General features: G+C 38.5%; 13 protein-coding genes. 11 read left to right on the top strand and 2 right to left on the bottom strand.

Annotated elements, in window-relative coordinates:
- Nucleotides 1-18 precede the first annotated feature (18 nt).
- The 6 genes from EG365_RS02615 (at nucleotide 19) to basA (ending at nucleotide 4515) form a co-directional block, all read left to right on the top strand.
- Nucleotides 19-732, top strand: coding sequence for a DUF2786 domain-containing protein (locus EG365_RS02615; protein WP_000063062.1), 714 nt, complete (start codon nucleotides 19-21; stop codon nucleotides 730-732).
- A complete protein-coding gene (locus EG365_RS02610; RefSeq protein WP_001004232.1) occupies nucleotides 729-953 on the top strand; it encodes a hypothetical protein in 225 nt (74 codons plus the stop codon). Before EG365_RS02615 ends, EG365_RS02610 begins: the two co-directional genes overlap by 4 nt.
- A gap of 1 nt (nucleotide 954) precedes the next feature.
- Entirely contained in the window at nucleotides 955-1167 is a 213-nt protein-coding gene (locus EG365_RS02605; RefSeq protein ID WP_000540292.1) for a hypothetical protein, read from the top strand.
- Entirely contained in the window at nucleotides 1154-1591 is a 438-nt protein-coding gene (locus tag EG365_RS02600; protein ID WP_000671222.1) for a gp16 family protein, read from the top strand. Before EG365_RS02605 ends, EG365_RS02600 begins: the two co-directional genes overlap by 14 nt.
- Nucleotides 1592-1711: 120 nt before the next feature.
- A complete protein-coding gene (locus tag EG365_RS02595; protein ID WP_000263023.1) occupies nucleotides 1712-2161 on the top strand; it encodes a Mor transcription activator family protein in 450 nt (149 codons plus the stop codon).
- A gap of 506 nt (nucleotides 2162-2667) precedes the next feature.
- On the top strand, nucleotides 2668-4515 hold the full coding sequence (basA, locus tag EG365_RS02585) for an acinetobactin non-ribosomal peptide synthetase subunit BasA (RefSeq protein WP_000910251.1): 1848 nt from the start codon (nucleotides 2668-2670) through the stop codon (nucleotides 4513-4515).
- 70 nt (nucleotides 4516-4585) lie between these two features.
- Here the strand turns inward: basA and basB are convergent, their stop codons facing one another.
- The gene (gene basB / locus EG365_RS02580) at nucleotides 4586-6613 is read right to left on the bottom strand and encodes an acinetobactin non-ribosomal peptide synthetase subunit BasB (protein WP_000939830.1); all 2028 of its coding nucleotides are present in this window, start codon (nucleotides 6611-6613) and stop codon (nucleotides 4586-4588) included.
- 631 nt (nucleotides 6614-7244) lie between these two features.
- On the opposite strand from basB, the gene bauD reads away from it, so the two are divergent.
- The 5 genes from bauD to bauA all read left to right on the top strand — a co-directional run bounded on the left by bauD (nucleotide 7245) and on the right by bauA (nucleotide 13243).
- Nucleotides 7245-8186 carry a ferric acinetobactin ABC transporter permease subunit BauD gene (gene bauD, locus EG365_RS02575; protein ID WP_001210791.1) on the top strand — a complete coding sequence of 314 codons (942 nt, stop codon included), beginning with the start codon at nucleotides 7245-7247 and terminating at the stop codon, nucleotides 8184-8186.
- Entirely contained in the window at nucleotides 8186-9133 is a 948-nt protein-coding gene (gene bauC, locus EG365_RS02570; protein ID WP_001223275.1) for a ferric acinetobactin ABC transporter permease subunit BauC, read from the top strand. Before bauD ends, bauC begins: the two co-directional genes overlap by 1 nt.
- Complete coding sequence (bauE, locus tag EG365_RS02565; RefSeq protein ID WP_000582118.1) at nucleotides 9130-9900, top strand: ferric acinetobactin ABC transporter ATP-binding protein BauE; 771 nt, start codon at nucleotides 9130-9132, stop codon at nucleotides 9898-9900. Before bauC ends, bauE begins: the two co-directional genes overlap by 4 nt.
- Before the next feature lie 6 nt (nucleotides 9901-9906).
- Nucleotides 9907-10875 carry a siderophore-binding periplasmic lipoprotein BauB gene (bauB, locus tag EG365_RS02560; protein ID WP_001104131.1) on the top strand — a complete coding sequence of 323 codons (969 nt, stop codon included), beginning with the start codon at nucleotides 9907-9909 and terminating at the stop codon, nucleotides 10873-10875.
- An 85-nt stretch (nucleotides 10876-10960) separates the two neighbouring features.
- Nucleotides 10961-13243 carry a TonB-dependent siderophore receptor BauA gene (gene bauA / locus EG365_RS02555; RefSeq protein ID WP_001073030.1) on the top strand — a complete coding sequence of 761 codons (2283 nt, stop codon included), beginning with the start codon at nucleotides 10961-10963 and terminating at the stop codon, nucleotides 13241-13243.
- Nucleotides 13244-13308: 65 nt separating this feature from the next.
- Here bauA and basC read toward each other — a convergent pair whose 3' ends face one another.
- Entirely contained in the window at nucleotides 13309-14619 is a 1311-nt protein-coding gene (gene basC, locus EG365_RS02550) for a putative histamine N-monooxygenase (protein WP_000717759.1), read from the bottom strand.
- Nucleotides 14620-14642: the final 23 nt, after the last annotated feature.

The following is a 14642-nucleotide window of genomic DNA, read 5'->3' as shown; positions in this document are numbered from 1 at the left end:
TCTTAAGGAGACAGCATAATGAGTATGACCCGTGAAGAAGCAATTCTAAAAATCAAAAAATGTTTAGCATTAGCTAAATCAGCCAATGAAAATGAAGCTGCAATTGCACTACGTCAAGCACAGGCTTTGATGCGCGAATTTCAGATTGATCCTGATCTACTCGATATCGTTGAGGCTAGTTGCGAAAGTAAAGCAACAAAGGTTCCTCAAGCGTGGGAAGCAAGCTTAGTTATGACTATAGCTAGAGCCATGCAATGCAAACCTATTTTTAGTTCTGGTAGCAGTACTTGGGGTATTAAAGCTTCATGGACATTTATTGGTGTCGATCCAGCACCAGAAGTTGCGTCTTACACTTTTGATGTTTTATATCGCCAAGTGATTCGTTCAAGAAAAAGCTTTATTGAAAACAGCTTAAAACGTGTAACAGTCAAAAAAAACAAGGTACGTCGTGCGGATTTATTTTGTGAAGGTTGGGTGGATTCAGTTAAGCATTTAATAACTGACTTAGATATTGAAGTTCCAGCAAATACCAATGAACGTATTAAAAAACATATGGATAAAGCTCATAGAAAGCTTGGTTCATTTACGCCCAAAGATCGCAATAAAGGCAAAGTATTTAATGATAGAGCAGCTAATGATTATCATGCGGGCAAACAATCTGGGAAATCAGCAAAACTAAATCAAGCAATGAATGGTGGCAAACAATTTGAAAAGTTGGGAGCACCTACATGAACGAATTGCTGAATTGGGCAACAGTATTGGCTTACTTTGCAGTCTTTCTTATGGGCTTAGGTTCGTGTTTTAAGGAAGCTAAATTGGCGTGGACCGCCAAAAATAATACTGGTCTGACTGTTTTTGAAAAACGGTCATATAAATTTAAAGCTGGTGCATCAATCACATTGGCTTTTCTAGCAATTATTGGATTGTTTCAAGCATTCCAAGGTGTGGTGTGAAATGGGTTACTTCATTTTTGGGTTAATTATTGGGTGGCTTATTTGTAAGTCATATACAGAAAACGAAATTGCTGAAGAATGTGAGCGTCTTGGTGGTTTTTATGTTGGTAAAAAAACTTACTTGTGCAGTCAAATAGTTGATCACTCACAGAATAAATCTACACCTGAAGCAATAATTGAAGCAGAGAAAGGTGCAAGAGATGAAATTCAATAAAAAAGCCAATCTGATCAAGCTAATCCATGTGGGCAAAACAAAACTTGGTTTAGATGAAGAGCTTTATCGAGACATTCTTATTAGCACTACTGGTAAAACCAGTTCAAAAGATTTGAATCTAGCACAGCTTGAAGCTGTGCTGGATCGGTTCAAACAACTTGGCTTTGAAGTTGAATCAAAAAATAAATCTGGCGTTAAGAACTTAGCAAGCGATGCGCAAAGCAAATTGATTCGTCATTTATGGTTGCAACTACATGCAGCTGGTCAAGTTAGAAATAAAGATGAAAAAGCTTTAGCAAAATTTGTAGAGAACAAAGTTGGTGTGAGTGCATTGCAATTTATGAGCAGCCACCACGCAGACATGATAATTAATCACTTACGCCAATGGTGTAAACGTTGTGGCATTGAAAGAACAGAAGAATAAAAAAGCAAAAACCCCAGTGCGCCAACACTGAGGTTTTTAATTCCGCCAACCCATACAAGTAAGAGGAAAAATATATCTAGGACTGCTAAATCTTAACATGGGATAACAGCGGGAGCAATTATGGTTTATCGTCCTCACATTACCGACGCACAACAATTATTTTCAGATGAAGAACTCATTGCACTTATGCCTAAAAACTTTGCATTTGTGGCGAAGCTTATTGGCATAAAACCAGCTTTGAGTCTTATTGAGAACTATGGCGGCATACTAGTTTTTGTACCCCATAAACATGCTTTAGGCATTCATCACGAGCTATCACAGATCATTGGTTATTCTAAGCTACAGTTGCTCTCAGAGCATTTAGGGAACAATTCAATAGAAGTACCTATGGCAACTACAATCACAATTGCAATGCGTAATAGAACTATTCGTGAAATGGCAGCAAAAAAAGAAAGCCGCTCTAAAATCGCCCGCAAATTTGGCGTGACAATCAGAACGATCCGTCATATCGTAAATGGTGAAGAAAAGCTTAAATTCAATTTAGACCAGAATCTGGATTTATTCGAATAAAAAAGCGGACTAAAAGCCCGCTTTTTCTATTTCACAGTATGAAAAATCTTTTCAAACTTCATCCCACTCAATCCCATCTTATCCCACAAAATCCCACAATTATCTCATCACTCTCATATATTTATATTATTAGGTATCACTATAGAGCGCGATAATTGATATAGATGTGATCTCTCTATGGCTACGATAACGAAGTTAGCTCTTAATGTAAATAATAATCATTATTAATTGTGTGTTTTAGACGATAGAGTTAGTTCTCTAAACAATTAAATCGAATAGCAAAAATTATTTTATTATTTTGATATTTATCATTTTTTATTAATGGCTTTTAAAAGAAAGAAATTGATATTTCTCTTAATAGTAATTGTAAATGATTATCATTTATATTATTGTGCTGGGGTATCTATTATTCAAACAAACAGCAATGAAAACGACATTTTTATAACTTTGTTTTGAATATTAGGTTGGGTGGTATTGCATAAAGAATAGGGTGAGGACCAAGATAAATGCTAAAAGATTTGAGTCAAAATTTAGGGCAAATGAATGATAAAAATAACAATGTAGAAAATTTCTTAAAGCAAATTTATGAAAATATTTTTGATCAAAATTCCAATCGAACAGCACTCATTTTTGAAAACCGTAGCATTAGTTATGCTGAGGTAGGGACTCAGGTCGCCAAGGTTATGTATGCGCTAAAAATGCAAGACTTGGCAACAGGGTCGGTGGTTGCAATTTGTCTGAGAAAAAGTCCTGAGCATATTTATACCGCTTTAGCATGTGCGCTCACTGGCATCATTTGGCTACCTGTAGATATGGATTCTCCGCCGTCGCGACTGAACTATTTATTGACGAATAGTCGGGCAGATGTTGTGGTGAGTGACTCATCCATTGCAGGTGTGCAAACATTAAATATTAACGAAATTTTATCGGCTACAACTGAGTATGAACCGAGCTTTAACGCCGAAATTAACCGACTTCCGGCATATTATTTATATACTTCGGGAAGTACAGGAACTCCGAAATGTGTGGTCTTAAATAATCAAGCCACAGAAAACACGCTACAACAGACGATCTCGGAATGGAAAATTACTGCTGACGATGTGATTATGGCGGTAACACCGTTTCATCATGATATGTCGGTATTTGATGTATTTGCTTCAATGGCAGTGGGTGCAACTTTGGTGGTTCCATCTTTTGAGCAAAGTAAAAATGCTGTTGTCTGGGCCGATTTAGTAGATCGTTGCAAGGTTACGATTTGGAGCAGTGTGCCTGCCATTGTCGATATGTTGTTCAGTGTAGCTCAAAAAGAACAATTACAATCTTTGCGTTTAATTGCCCAAGGCGGCGACTATATCAAGCCCTCACTTATAGCGAAGTTAAGACAACAATTGCCTAACGCTCGTTTATTTTCATTAGGTGGGCCTACCGAGACCACAATTTGGAGTATATGGCATGAAATAAATGAGCAAGATCAGGAAATTATTCCGTATGGAAAAGCTTTAGAAAATAACCGTTATTTTATTTTGGATGAAAATCTGAAGCCTTGCCAAATGGGCGAGGTCGGTACGATGTATATGGCCGGCCTAAATTTATCTAATGGTTATTTACTTGATGGGGAAATTAATTATAAAGATTTCGTTGATATTCAAGTGAGTGAAAATGAAACTCAAACTGCTTTTCGCATGAGTGATCAAGGATATTTTAGGGAAGATGGAAATATTATTTTTGCGGGACGTGAGGAAGGTTATTTAAAAATAAAAGGTGTGAGAATCTCTGCGGCAGAGGTTGAAAATGCTTTGACGAAGAACCCGTATATTCATAACTGTGTGGTAGTAAGTTGTGTACATCCAACGACTGAAACTCAAGAGTTAGTCGCCGTTTACACCCTAGAAAATAAATACAAAACTACTCGCCTAAATAGCCCCGAATTAAAAAACTTCTTAAAAATACATTTGCCGAGTTCACATATTCCTTCGAAATATTTGGCCGTGGAAACCATACCTCTCACTCGAAATGGAAAAATTGATCGTAAAGCTGTGCAAGAAATCGCTCAGGGGAAAATTTATGTCTCTTCTACGTTGTCTGCAAACTCCTCTAAAACATCGTCATCAATCGCTGAGGTGGGGGATTCGGTTCTATCGGTTTTCCGTGAATGCATAGCTGACAGCCAAGCTGAAAAAATGGATATTTTTTATAGAAGTGAAATATTAGCGATAGGCATTCGTCCGAAACAACTCATGAGTATTGCGCAGAAACTTTCTCAAAAGCTCAATACACAAATTGATTTTTATACGCTAGTTAGCTGCAAAACAATTCAGGATGTGGTGAATAAAGTAGAGCAGCAAATAAAATAGAAAAATTGAAATGTGCTTAAAAGCAGAGTTGAGATGTTTGCTTTTAAGCACATGGTTGGTTTTAGGGCAACTAGATTTGAGCTAAGGTTGCCTTAATTTTTTCACAGATACTTTGCACTGTTGCAGTCGGGAAGCGGTGAGCCTGATAAGTAATAATCATGCTTAACTGATGCTGTCCATCAATCACATTTTCCATAATTTCAAAATGTAATCCGAACATCGATTCATCACGTTCCGGCAAAATCTGACGATAAGGAAGGTCTTGTCCCTGAGGTGTTTTGAGCGCGCCGTTTAAAGCATTATTTGAATGGATATGAATAAACACATCAAATAACAGTCCTTCATCAGCGCTCATCCCTAACGCATTTTGTATATGGTTGATGGGAATATCTGCATAGGCCATCGAGGTATTAATCATTGTGCTGATATTGTGGAGCAACAATTGGAATGAATCTGAAGGGCTAAACTGTGTGCGATGCGCCACCATGGTTGTAAAGTAACCCACCGTATCAAAAAACTCAGGATCAGTTCGTCCAGATGCAGAAGTACCAATCACAATATCTTTTAAATCACCTTGTTGCTGTAATGCATGGGCGATAGCAGTATAGAGAACCGCGAAAATAGAAGAGCTGTGTTGTCTCGAAAATGCGAGAAGCTTTTCATGCATTTCTGGTGCAAATTTAAGTTCGAGCCATTGGACTGGAGGTTTTTCCTTTTCAGCATTTAATTCATGTTCCGAAACAGGAAGGCTTAGACCTTTGGTTGCCCCTGTTAGCAGGTTAGTCCAATAATTTAGATGGTCTTGATTGATACCTTGTTTTTGCTGGAGTAAAGAAAAATCAAGAATGGATTGGGCTGGTGCCTTCCAGCTCGGTGCTTGAGCATTTGAGCGAGCAAGATAAGCATGCGCAAGGTCAGCCATAATCGTATTTAAAGACCATTCATCAATCACCATGTGGTGAACTAAAAACGATAAAGTTTGGCGACCTTTAGCATTTCGAATTAAACGAATTCTTAAGGGAAGCTCACGGGTTAAATCAAATTTATATGAAGCTTCACTGGCAAGCGTTGCATCGTGACTTTCGGCACTGTTCCAAAACCATTTGAAGTGTTTAAGTTCAGACGTAGGAACAACCTGCTGATAGGTTTGACCATTGGCGCTATTAAAAATTGTGCGTAAACCTGCATGTCGCTCCACAATATCTGTAAAGGCTTGCAAGAAAACATCTTCATTAATTTCTTCAAGGAATTCTACGGCAAATGGTAAGTTATAAATTGGGCTAAAATCGAACGCAGAATAAGCTTGCCACAGGAAATCTTGAGCTAAAGTAAGCGGGGCTTTATCTACACTTTGTAAGGTGGTTTTTTCGGTTTTTTCAGATTTAACGAAAGCATATTGGGCTAAATCGGCAGCAGATGGAGATTTAAAGAAATCATTAAATTGAATCTCAATTCCATGTTTATTGAGTAGGTTTCCAATAATTCGTGTTGCTAATAGTGAATGGCCACCAAAATCAAAAAAGTCATCATGTTGGCTCATTTCTGGTTCAGCGAGCGTATTTCGGAACTCTTCTAAAATAATTTCTGAAACATAGGTTTGGTTAGGTTGTTCTGGCGCTTTTGTAGAACTTGCAAGATGATTTGAGATATCAATTTCTGTCAGCACCAATGGCACATTATTGGGTGAATATTGTTGATATCGATTTTGTATAGCCTGAATAAAATCTGCCTTTTGATAGCTTTCATCGAGAATCGGGTGGAGCGCTAAAATAAGGAAATAGCCTTGTTCAGTTTCTACGAGACTTGTAAAAAAAGGGGGATGAAATTCTGCATTCCATGCTTGCGCTTTTAAGGTATTTACCTGCTCAAATACGTGTTCTGCATAGCTCTTTTTTATTTCTAGGCAAGCTGAATGGTCATCAAATGGATATTTGTATAAATCACCTTCGTCACTAAATGTATAGCGGACATTTAAGTCAGGTGTAGTTTTAATAATGTCTTGAATTGCTTTAATGAGCAGTTGAATGTCTAAATCTTGATTAAGTTTCCATAGATTAAAACGTCGGTTAACTTGTTCAGGCTGTTGTAATTGCAACATCCAGATATGTTCTTCGTAATCAGTAACCGAAAGGAGAGTGGGCGATTTGGAAAATTGTTCCAACATAAATGAATCCTGGTTTATCAAATGGCTATTTTCATCAATTTTTATTTCGCAAATTTTTTACATTAGATTAAATTTCATATAATTCATAATGTTATAGATTTGCTTGTTTGCAAAAATTGACCTTTTTCTAATGAGTTGATGTCCACATGAACTGTACTGATGTAACAGTAGGGTTACATTTTACCTTTAAACATACTATAATTGATTCTCATTTACATCAAGATTATTATTTGCAAGTAGATAGTACCAATTGAGAATGACTAATTTTTAAAATAGAAAATAAATAATAAGTGATTGATTAATATTTATTTAATTCGAAATTGGTTGGGCAAAAATAATTTAAAGATGAAAAAAATGCTCCTCGGAATAGGACTGTGATTTTGCCTATTCAAAAGGAACTGATTCTGTTGTCTCGATAAAATTGAGGAATTTTCATGAGAATATTCAATCATGAAAGGTTGATAAGCCCATCAAATGTTGAACAAATTTTCCCTCGCTTTGGTTTGATGGGACTAAATTTGCAATTTGCATCGGCTTTATTACGCTCAAGTGGGGCACGCCACTGATGCGATTTGGCTTATTCTGTATTTTTATCATTTTATGTATTTGTTCGTTATTGCTCGGGGCTGAACAAATACAGTGGTCTACCTTATTTTCTTTTTCTCATGAGAGTTGGCTCACTCTTACAGCCAGCCGTATTCCTCGTTTAATTACTATTGTGCTTACCGGTATCGGGTTGGCGGTATGTGGCGTCATCTTGCAGCATATTGTGCGTAACAAATTTGTTGAACCGGAAACGTCGGGCGGTTTAGATGCTGCCAAACTGGGAATTTTAGTGTCGTTAACTTTAGTTCCGGTAACCAGCACGCTGAGTAAAATGATATTTGCGATCATTTTTTGTTTTATTGCCAGCTTAATTTATATCGCAATTATTCGCCGGATCCGTTTTAGAAATACGGTTTTAGTACCGGTTATTGGCTTGATGTACGGCAGTGTACTGAGTGCCTTAGCTGAGTTTTATGCCTATCGCTTTAATATTTTACAAAGTATGCAAGGGTGGCTTTTAGGAGATTTTTCAAAAATTGTCCAAGGCCACTATGAAGTTATTTACATTATTTTTCCGATTGTTGTCCTGACTTATCTTTTTGCACACCGCTTTACCGTAATTGGTATGGGTGAAGAGATGGCTTCTAGCTTAGGACTTAGTTATGCAGCTATAGCCGCCATTGGTTTAATACTGGTTGCCATTACAGTTTCAACCACAGTGATTACTGTTGGTGCCATTCCTTTTGTCGGGCTCGTGGTCCCCAATTTGGTCGCACTGAAATACGGAGAAAACTTAGCTAAAACCTTGCCCATTGTGGCTTTGGGTGGAGCGTCTCTATTACTGATTTGCGACATTCTTGGTCGCTCGATTATTTATCCATTTGAAGTGCCAATTGGACTTACCGCAGGTGGTGTGGGGGGAATTATTTTCCTCATCCTCATTTTGAGGGAGTTCAGATAATGCGTATTACAAAGCTATGGATGATTTATCTGATTGTCATCTGCCTAGCAGTATGTTTTTTATTTTTAAACTCAGGACTAGATTTTGATTACGTCATTCCTAACCGACTTCTGCGTCTTGCCACGATTGTGATAGCCGGTATTTGCGTTGCTTTTTCCTCGATTGTTTTTCAGACACTGGTCGGTAATCGTATTTTGACCCCTTCCATTATGGGCTATGAAGCGATTTATCTCTTATGGCAAGTTTTGTTGTTGTTTTTTTGGGGAACGCATGGATTAAGCCAGTTAGGAATAAACGGTAATTTCTTTATCTCAATCGTTTTAATGCTGCTTTATTCGTGGGTAATCCATAAGTGGTTATTGCCATACGGCAGAAATGATGTCTTTCTCCTGTTGCTTTTAGGGTTAGTCCTTACGATGGTCGTCGGGACGGTTACTCAATTTATTCAACTCAAAATTAATCCTGGTGAATTTTCTGTTTTCCAAGGCCTTAGCTATGCTTCGTTTAATCGCTCTCAACCAGAAACTTTATTGTATGCCAGCGTAGCCGTAGTCATTGTTCTATTCCTCGGTAGAAAAGCGCTCCCTGTTCTGGATGTTCTGGTTTTAGGGCGTGAGCAAGCTATTTCATTAGGCATTCATCATCACCGCTATATCAGTTTCTATTTAGCCCTGATCGCTATTTTGGTTGCGGTATCTACCAGTCTGATTGGCCCGACAGTATTTATGGGCGTATTTATTGCCAACATTACTTATGCACTAGCAAGAAGTTATAAGCATAAATTAACGCTGCCCATGGGCTGTGCCATCACGATTGCCATATTTATTGCTGCTCAAATTTTAGTTGAGCACGTTTTTAATTACAAAACGACCGTCAGCATTTTGGTCAATCTGGTATGTGGCATTTATTTCCTTGCGCTGACGGTTCGTACCCGAGGTGTTGCATGATTCATGTCAAGAATATCAATAAGTCATATGGAAATAAGCCAATACTGACTGACGTAAATGTTGAATTTCCTACAGGTCAGGTGACGTCACTCATTGGTCCAAATGGAGCTGGAAAATCGACTTTGCTCATGATGATGGCACGTTTAATTGAACCAGATAAAGGCGAGATTTTTCTTAATCATCAAAATATTGCGGATATTAAAACCGCTGTTTACGCGAAGCATGTCGCGACTTTACGTCAAGCACCCGGCTTTAATTTGCGCTTAACCGTAGAAGAGCTGGTTTCATTTGGACGCTTTCCCTATAGCCGTGGTGTTTTAACCGAGCAAGATCGTCAGGTGGTTGATGAGGCTATTGAGTTTCTTTCTTTAGAACCACTGCGCAAATCTTACATAGATGAAATTAGTGGTGGTCAAAGGCAAATGGCCTTTTTGGCGATGACGATCGCACAGCAAACAGACGTACTTTTATTAGATGAACCCTTAAATAACCTTGATATGAAACATGCCGTTCAAATTATGCGCGCACTCAGGCGCTTATGTGATGAACAAGGGCGCACTGTGATTTTAGTCATTCATGACATCAATTTTGCCACGAATTACTCGGACCATATTGTCGCGCTCAAGAACGGCAAGCTTCATTTCAGTGGGTTAACCGAACAAGTGATTACAGAGGCGCGATTAAATGATCTGTACGAGCTTGATTTTGAAATTACATACAGTGAGCGTGGCTGTATGTGTAATTACTTCAACTCATCTGGAGCTTGAATACATATGAACTGGAAGAAAAAGTATGGGGGAGTAGCCCTCATCATAGCGGCAGCTGTCACTCTACAAGCATGTGATCAAAAAGTTGCAGATACCACTCAAGCTTCTCAGAAGCTAGCAGAACCGATTACGGTAAAACATGCGCTTGGAACTACGGTGATAGATCATTTACCGCAACGCGTTGCCGTACTTGATATGAATGAAGCTGACTTTCTAGATCAACTCAATGTCCCGATTATGGGAATGCCAAAAGATTATGTTCCACACTTTTTGGAAAAATATAAAAAAGATGCACAAATTCAGGATTTGGGTGCAATTGTACAGCCCAATATGGAAAGGATATATGCATTAAAGCCAGACCTGATTTTGATGACGCCATTACACGTTAATCAGTATCAGGAACTGTCCAAAATTGCCCCGACCATTCATTACGATATCAACTTCAACAATAGCGAGAGTAATCATATTGGTCTGGTTAAAGACCATATGATGACCTTAGGAAAAATATTTAATAAAGAAGACTTAGCTCGCCAGAAAGTTTCTGAACTTGATGAACAGGTGAAGCAAGTACAAGCCGTAACGGCCAATCGCCCAGAAAGAGCATTAGTCGTTCTTCATAACAATGGGGCATTTAGTAATTTTGGTATTCAGTCACGCTATGGCTTTATTTTTAATGCCTTTGGGGTAAAGCCTGCAAGTGGAGTGGTGGATACAAGTCTACATGGGCAACCTATTTCGAGTGAATTCATCAAAAAAGCGGATCCCGATATTCTTTATATCGTGGACCGAACTGCTGTGATGGAACATCGCTCAAACATTAATGCTGCCAGTGTTGAAAATCCATTATTACGTCAAACCAAAGCATGGAAAAACGGTCGTGTCATTTTTGTCGATGCCGATGCGTGGTACACCACGGCTGCAAGCCCAACCTCACTCAAAATAGTGATGGAAGATGTGAAAAAAGGCTATCAATAAATTTTTGGGCACATCACTTAGTTAAATTTTAGAGCATAAATTTTCACTATTTTGCTATGAATTTTAAGCAGATAGTTAATAAAAAATGAATCAAAACATTAAAGGTCTTTCAATGAACAACGTTAGCTATAACCGTAATTTTAAAACTGGGAATGATCAAAGAATTAATCACCGTTCTTTTGTATTAAATGGTGTTGCATCTGCACAAATAGCCCTTCGATTAGGCTATGCATTAGGCACCGTATTTGTTCTATGTGCATCAAATACCTATGCTGCTGTTATTGATAATTCAGCAAAAACTCTAGAACAACAAACTGCTCAAACAAATGTAGCAGCTTTACCCGCAATTACCGTAAAAGCTGAACAAGATGATACTTATGCGGGAGGGCAGGTTTCGTCGAAAAGCTCAGTTGGCTTTTTAGGTAATAAAACCGTTATGGAAACCCCGTTTAATACCATTGCGTATACGGATACATATATCGCCGATAAACAGGCAAAAGATATAACAAGTGTGATTGCGAAAACAGATCCATCCGTGTTCACCAATGCGGCAAGTGGTGGCTGGAGTGAAAACTATTATATTCGTGGCTTTGAGTCGAGCCCGAGTGATATGTCTATGAATGGATTGTTTGGTATAACCCCTTATTATCGAACTTCACCTGAAATGTTTGAAAAAATAAATGTACTTAAAGGTCCTTCTGCATTACTCAATGGAATGCCACCAACAGGTTCCATTGGTGGGACAGTTGATCTCACTACCAAACGTGCAACGGATGAACCATTAACACGTTTGACTACGACATATATGTCTGACTCTCAGTTTGGTGGGCATTTAGATGTTGGACGACGATTTGGTTCGGACAAGGAATTCGGTGTGCGAGCAAATGCGGTATATCGGGATGGCTCTGGACCAGTAGAAAAACAGGATTTGAAAACTGAGTTATTTTCATTAGGAATGGATTGGCATGGTGATCGTGCACGTGTTTCGACAGATCTTTACACATCCAAAGATCGAGTGGATGGCGTAACACGAGGCATCAACCTCGGAAAAGATATCGCGATTCCGAAACCACCTAAACCTGAGACTTTACTCAATCCAGATTGGTCTTTTGTGGACATTCAAGATAAGGGCGCCATGATACGCGGTGAATATGATCTGACCAATAACGTGATGGGGTACGCAACCTATGGACAAAGTAAAACTGAATATAAATATAATGGTGCGATGTCAGCAACTGTTTTAGATAACACTGGAACCTTCCAAACAAGTATTGGTCAACTGGCATTTAATGTTGATAAAAAGTCGGCAGATGTAGGGCTGAAAGGAAAATTTAATACAGGAGCAGTAGGACATCAATGGGTAGTCAATGCGACATATTACAAACATAATCAAGATGATTATGGGGTAAGAAATGTGGCAGGAGCTGAATGGACGACTAATCTTTATGATCCAATTTGGGGGAAAGCTGTCCCTTTTAATGCACCCCTAATATCTAATTCTGAATTGCAATTAAATAGTTACGGTTTGGCGGATACCCTATCTTTTATTGAAGATCGCTTACAGTTAACTTTAGGTGTACGTTATCAAGAGGTAGAAAGTAGTAATTTATTTGTGCCGACATCGACTTTGACTAAATATAAAAAGAATGCAACGACACCAGGCGCCGCAATTCTATTTAAAGCGACAGATAAAGTTTCGATTTATGCAAACTACATCGAGGGCTTAACCAAAGGTGATGCAGCCCCCCTTACTGCGGCAAACTATCCAACAATATTTGCACCTTACAAAACAAAGCAAACAGAATTTGGGGTGAAGTTTGATCAAGGTACATTTGCGCATACCTTGTCATTGTTTGAAATCAAAAAACCAAGTGCTTACACTGATTTAGTAACTAATATATATACGTCTGGGGGAGAGCAACGTAATCGAGGGATTGAATGGAGTTTCTTTGGATCACCAATTGAAAATGTACGTTTGATGGGCGGTGCATCTTATATTGAACCTGAAGTGACTAAAACAGCCATCCAAAGCAATGAAGGAAATATGGCCGTAGGTGTCCCTAAAACACAAGGGAAATTAGGTGTTGAATGGGATAATGAAGTTGCACAAGGCGTTTTAACTTTATCTAGCAATGCAACCGCAGTTTCGAAACAGTATATCGATCAAGAAAATACATTGCATATTCCTGGACGTACGCTGATAGATGTCGGTGCACGATATAAAACTTCAATCTCAAATCATCCTATTACTTTTAAAGCAGACATCAATAACTTGATGAATAAAGCCTATTGGGGAATGCCTAAACTATCGAATTTGGCTTTAGGCGCACCAAGAACGTATATGCTATCTGTATCATATGACTTTTAATTTGTTGTAATCTTCAACCGAATAAAAAAACCCGCAATCGCGGGTTTTTTTATGATATTCATATTTTATTCTGGTAAGCCATAGTGCTGGAAAGAAGACTGTTTAGGAATTCGATAAGCATTACGTCCTAGTAATTGATTAATAATGACTGAATTTCGAGTTGCTCCGATTCCTAAGTCAGGAGAACCAACGCCTTGCTGAAAAATCTCGGCATTTTGAATGAAAATTCGACCTTGTCCCTGATCACAACGTAAAGCCGTAAAGTCTTCTTGAACAATACAATCATTTTTATCATCAACAGCTAAAATAGAACCCTTCATATTTTGGAACCATTCAGGCCAATCATGAACATAGCCTGTAGCTGCGACAAGGGCATCAGTTTCTAATTCGCAACGTTGATCGAGTTGGGTATGCAAACAAGTTAAACGCAGAGAACCCGATTCAAGTTCTTTAACCGATTCAACCTCACAGCTTGTGTATAGGCTTAAACCGGATTTTTCACCAGCCACTGAACGCTCATAAAGCACATCATATATATCGCCAATGGTTGAGAAGCTAATCCCTTTATAGATCAGGCCCTGACTAGCAGCAATATCGCGGCGTTTATCTCTAGGCAGGCTTTGGAAATATTGCATATATGCAGGGGTAAAGCACTCTTGTCCAAGTTTAGAATATTCCATTGGGTGAAAGCCGGCAGAACGTGTGATCCAACGAATAGATGCACCTGCTTTTACTTGTTCTGGTGTAAGTGAATTAAATAAAGCAAGTACACATTCTGCTGCACTCTGGCCCGAGCCAATAACCGTGACCTGTTTACATTGCTTGAGTTGTTCCTGAATTTTTGCAAACTCCGCTGAATGTTTTACCAAAGGGTGTTTGCATGTTTCCAGCCATTTAGGAATTCGAGGTTTAGTTCCAATACCAATCGCCAGATTTTGGCTTATATATTTTTGTTTTTCGCCCGAGGCTGATTCACTTTCTATAATAAATTTATCCAGCTTGGCGTCATATTCCACATGGCTTACGTTTTCTCCAAATCGACAATCGGGTAATTGTTTTGAAGCCCAACGGCAATAATGGTCATATTCACGGCGTGGAATTAAAAAACTGTCGTAATAATAAAACTGATGTAAGCGATCATGTTGATGTAAATAATTAATATAGCCTAAGGGATGGCAAGGATTGGCCATAGTAACCAAGTCGGCAAAGAAAGGAACTTGTAATGTCGTACCTTGCAATAGCAGTCCTTCATGCCATCGAAATTCTGGTTTGCGTTCTAAAAATACGCTTTTGATTTCGGGATGATGAGACAAAAGAGCAGCTAAACCTAAGTTGAATGGCCCAATACCAATTCCGGTAATATCTATTTTTTTCATGTTTATACTTTATCTGTTTCCAA

Origin of the sequence: Acinetobacter sp. FDAARGOS_494 (genome assembly GCF_003812225.1) — a bacterium.
GTDB lineage: Bacteria > Pseudomonadota > Gammaproteobacteria > Pseudomonadales > Moraxellaceae > Acinetobacter > Acinetobacter baumannii.
Note: the sequence above shows the minus strand (reverse complement) of the source record. Positions and strands in the feature narration are given on the sequence as shown.

Bases quoted from the DNA above. Each gene is read 5' to 3' on its own strand.
- EG365_RS02615 (WP_000063062.1), top strand. From the start codon at position 19: ATGAGTATGACCCGTGAAGAAGCAATTCTAAAAATCAAAAAATGTTTA.
- EG365_RS02610 (WP_001004232.1), top strand. From the start codon at position 729: ATGAACGAATTGCTGAATTGGGCAACAGTATTGGCTTACTTTGCAGTC.
- EG365_RS02605 (WP_000540292.1), top strand. From the start codon at position 955: ATGGGTTACTTCATTTTTGGGTTAATTATTGGGTGGCTTATTTGTAAG.
- EG365_RS02600 (WP_000671222.1), top strand. From the start codon at position 1,154: ATGAAATTCAATAAAAAAGCCAATCTGATCAAGCTAATCCATGTGGGC.
- EG365_RS02595 (WP_000263023.1), top strand. From the start codon at position 1,712: ATGGTTTATCGTCCTCACATTACCGACGCACAACAATTATTTTCAGAT.
- basA (WP_000910251.1), top strand. From the start codon at position 2,668: ATGCTAAAAGATTTGAGTCAAAATTTAGGGCAAATGAATGATAAAAAT.
- basB (WP_000939830.1), bottom strand. From the start codon at position 6,613: ATGTTGCAATTACAACAGCCTGAACAAGTTAACCGACGTTTTAATCTA.
- bauD (WP_001210791.1), top strand. From the start codon at position 7,245: ATGCGATTTGGCTTATTCTGTATTTTTATCATTTTATGTATTTGTTCG.
- bauC (WP_001223275.1), top strand. From the start codon at position 8,186: ATGCGTATTACAAAGCTATGGATGATTTATCTGATTGTCATCTGCCTA.
- bauE (WP_000582118.1), top strand. From the start codon at position 9,130: ATGATTCATGTCAAGAATATCAATAAGTCATATGGAAATAAGCCAATA.
- bauB (WP_001104131.1), top strand. From the start codon at position 9,907: ATGAACTGGAAGAAAAAGTATGGGGGAGTAGCCCTCATCATAGCGGCA.
- bauA (WP_001073030.1), top strand. From the start codon at position 10,961: ATGAATCAAAACATTAAAGGTCTTTCAATGAACAACGTTAGCTATAAC.
- basC (WP_000717759.1), bottom strand. From the start codon at position 14,619: ATGAAAAAAATAGATATTACCGGAATTGGTATTGGGCCATTCAACTTA.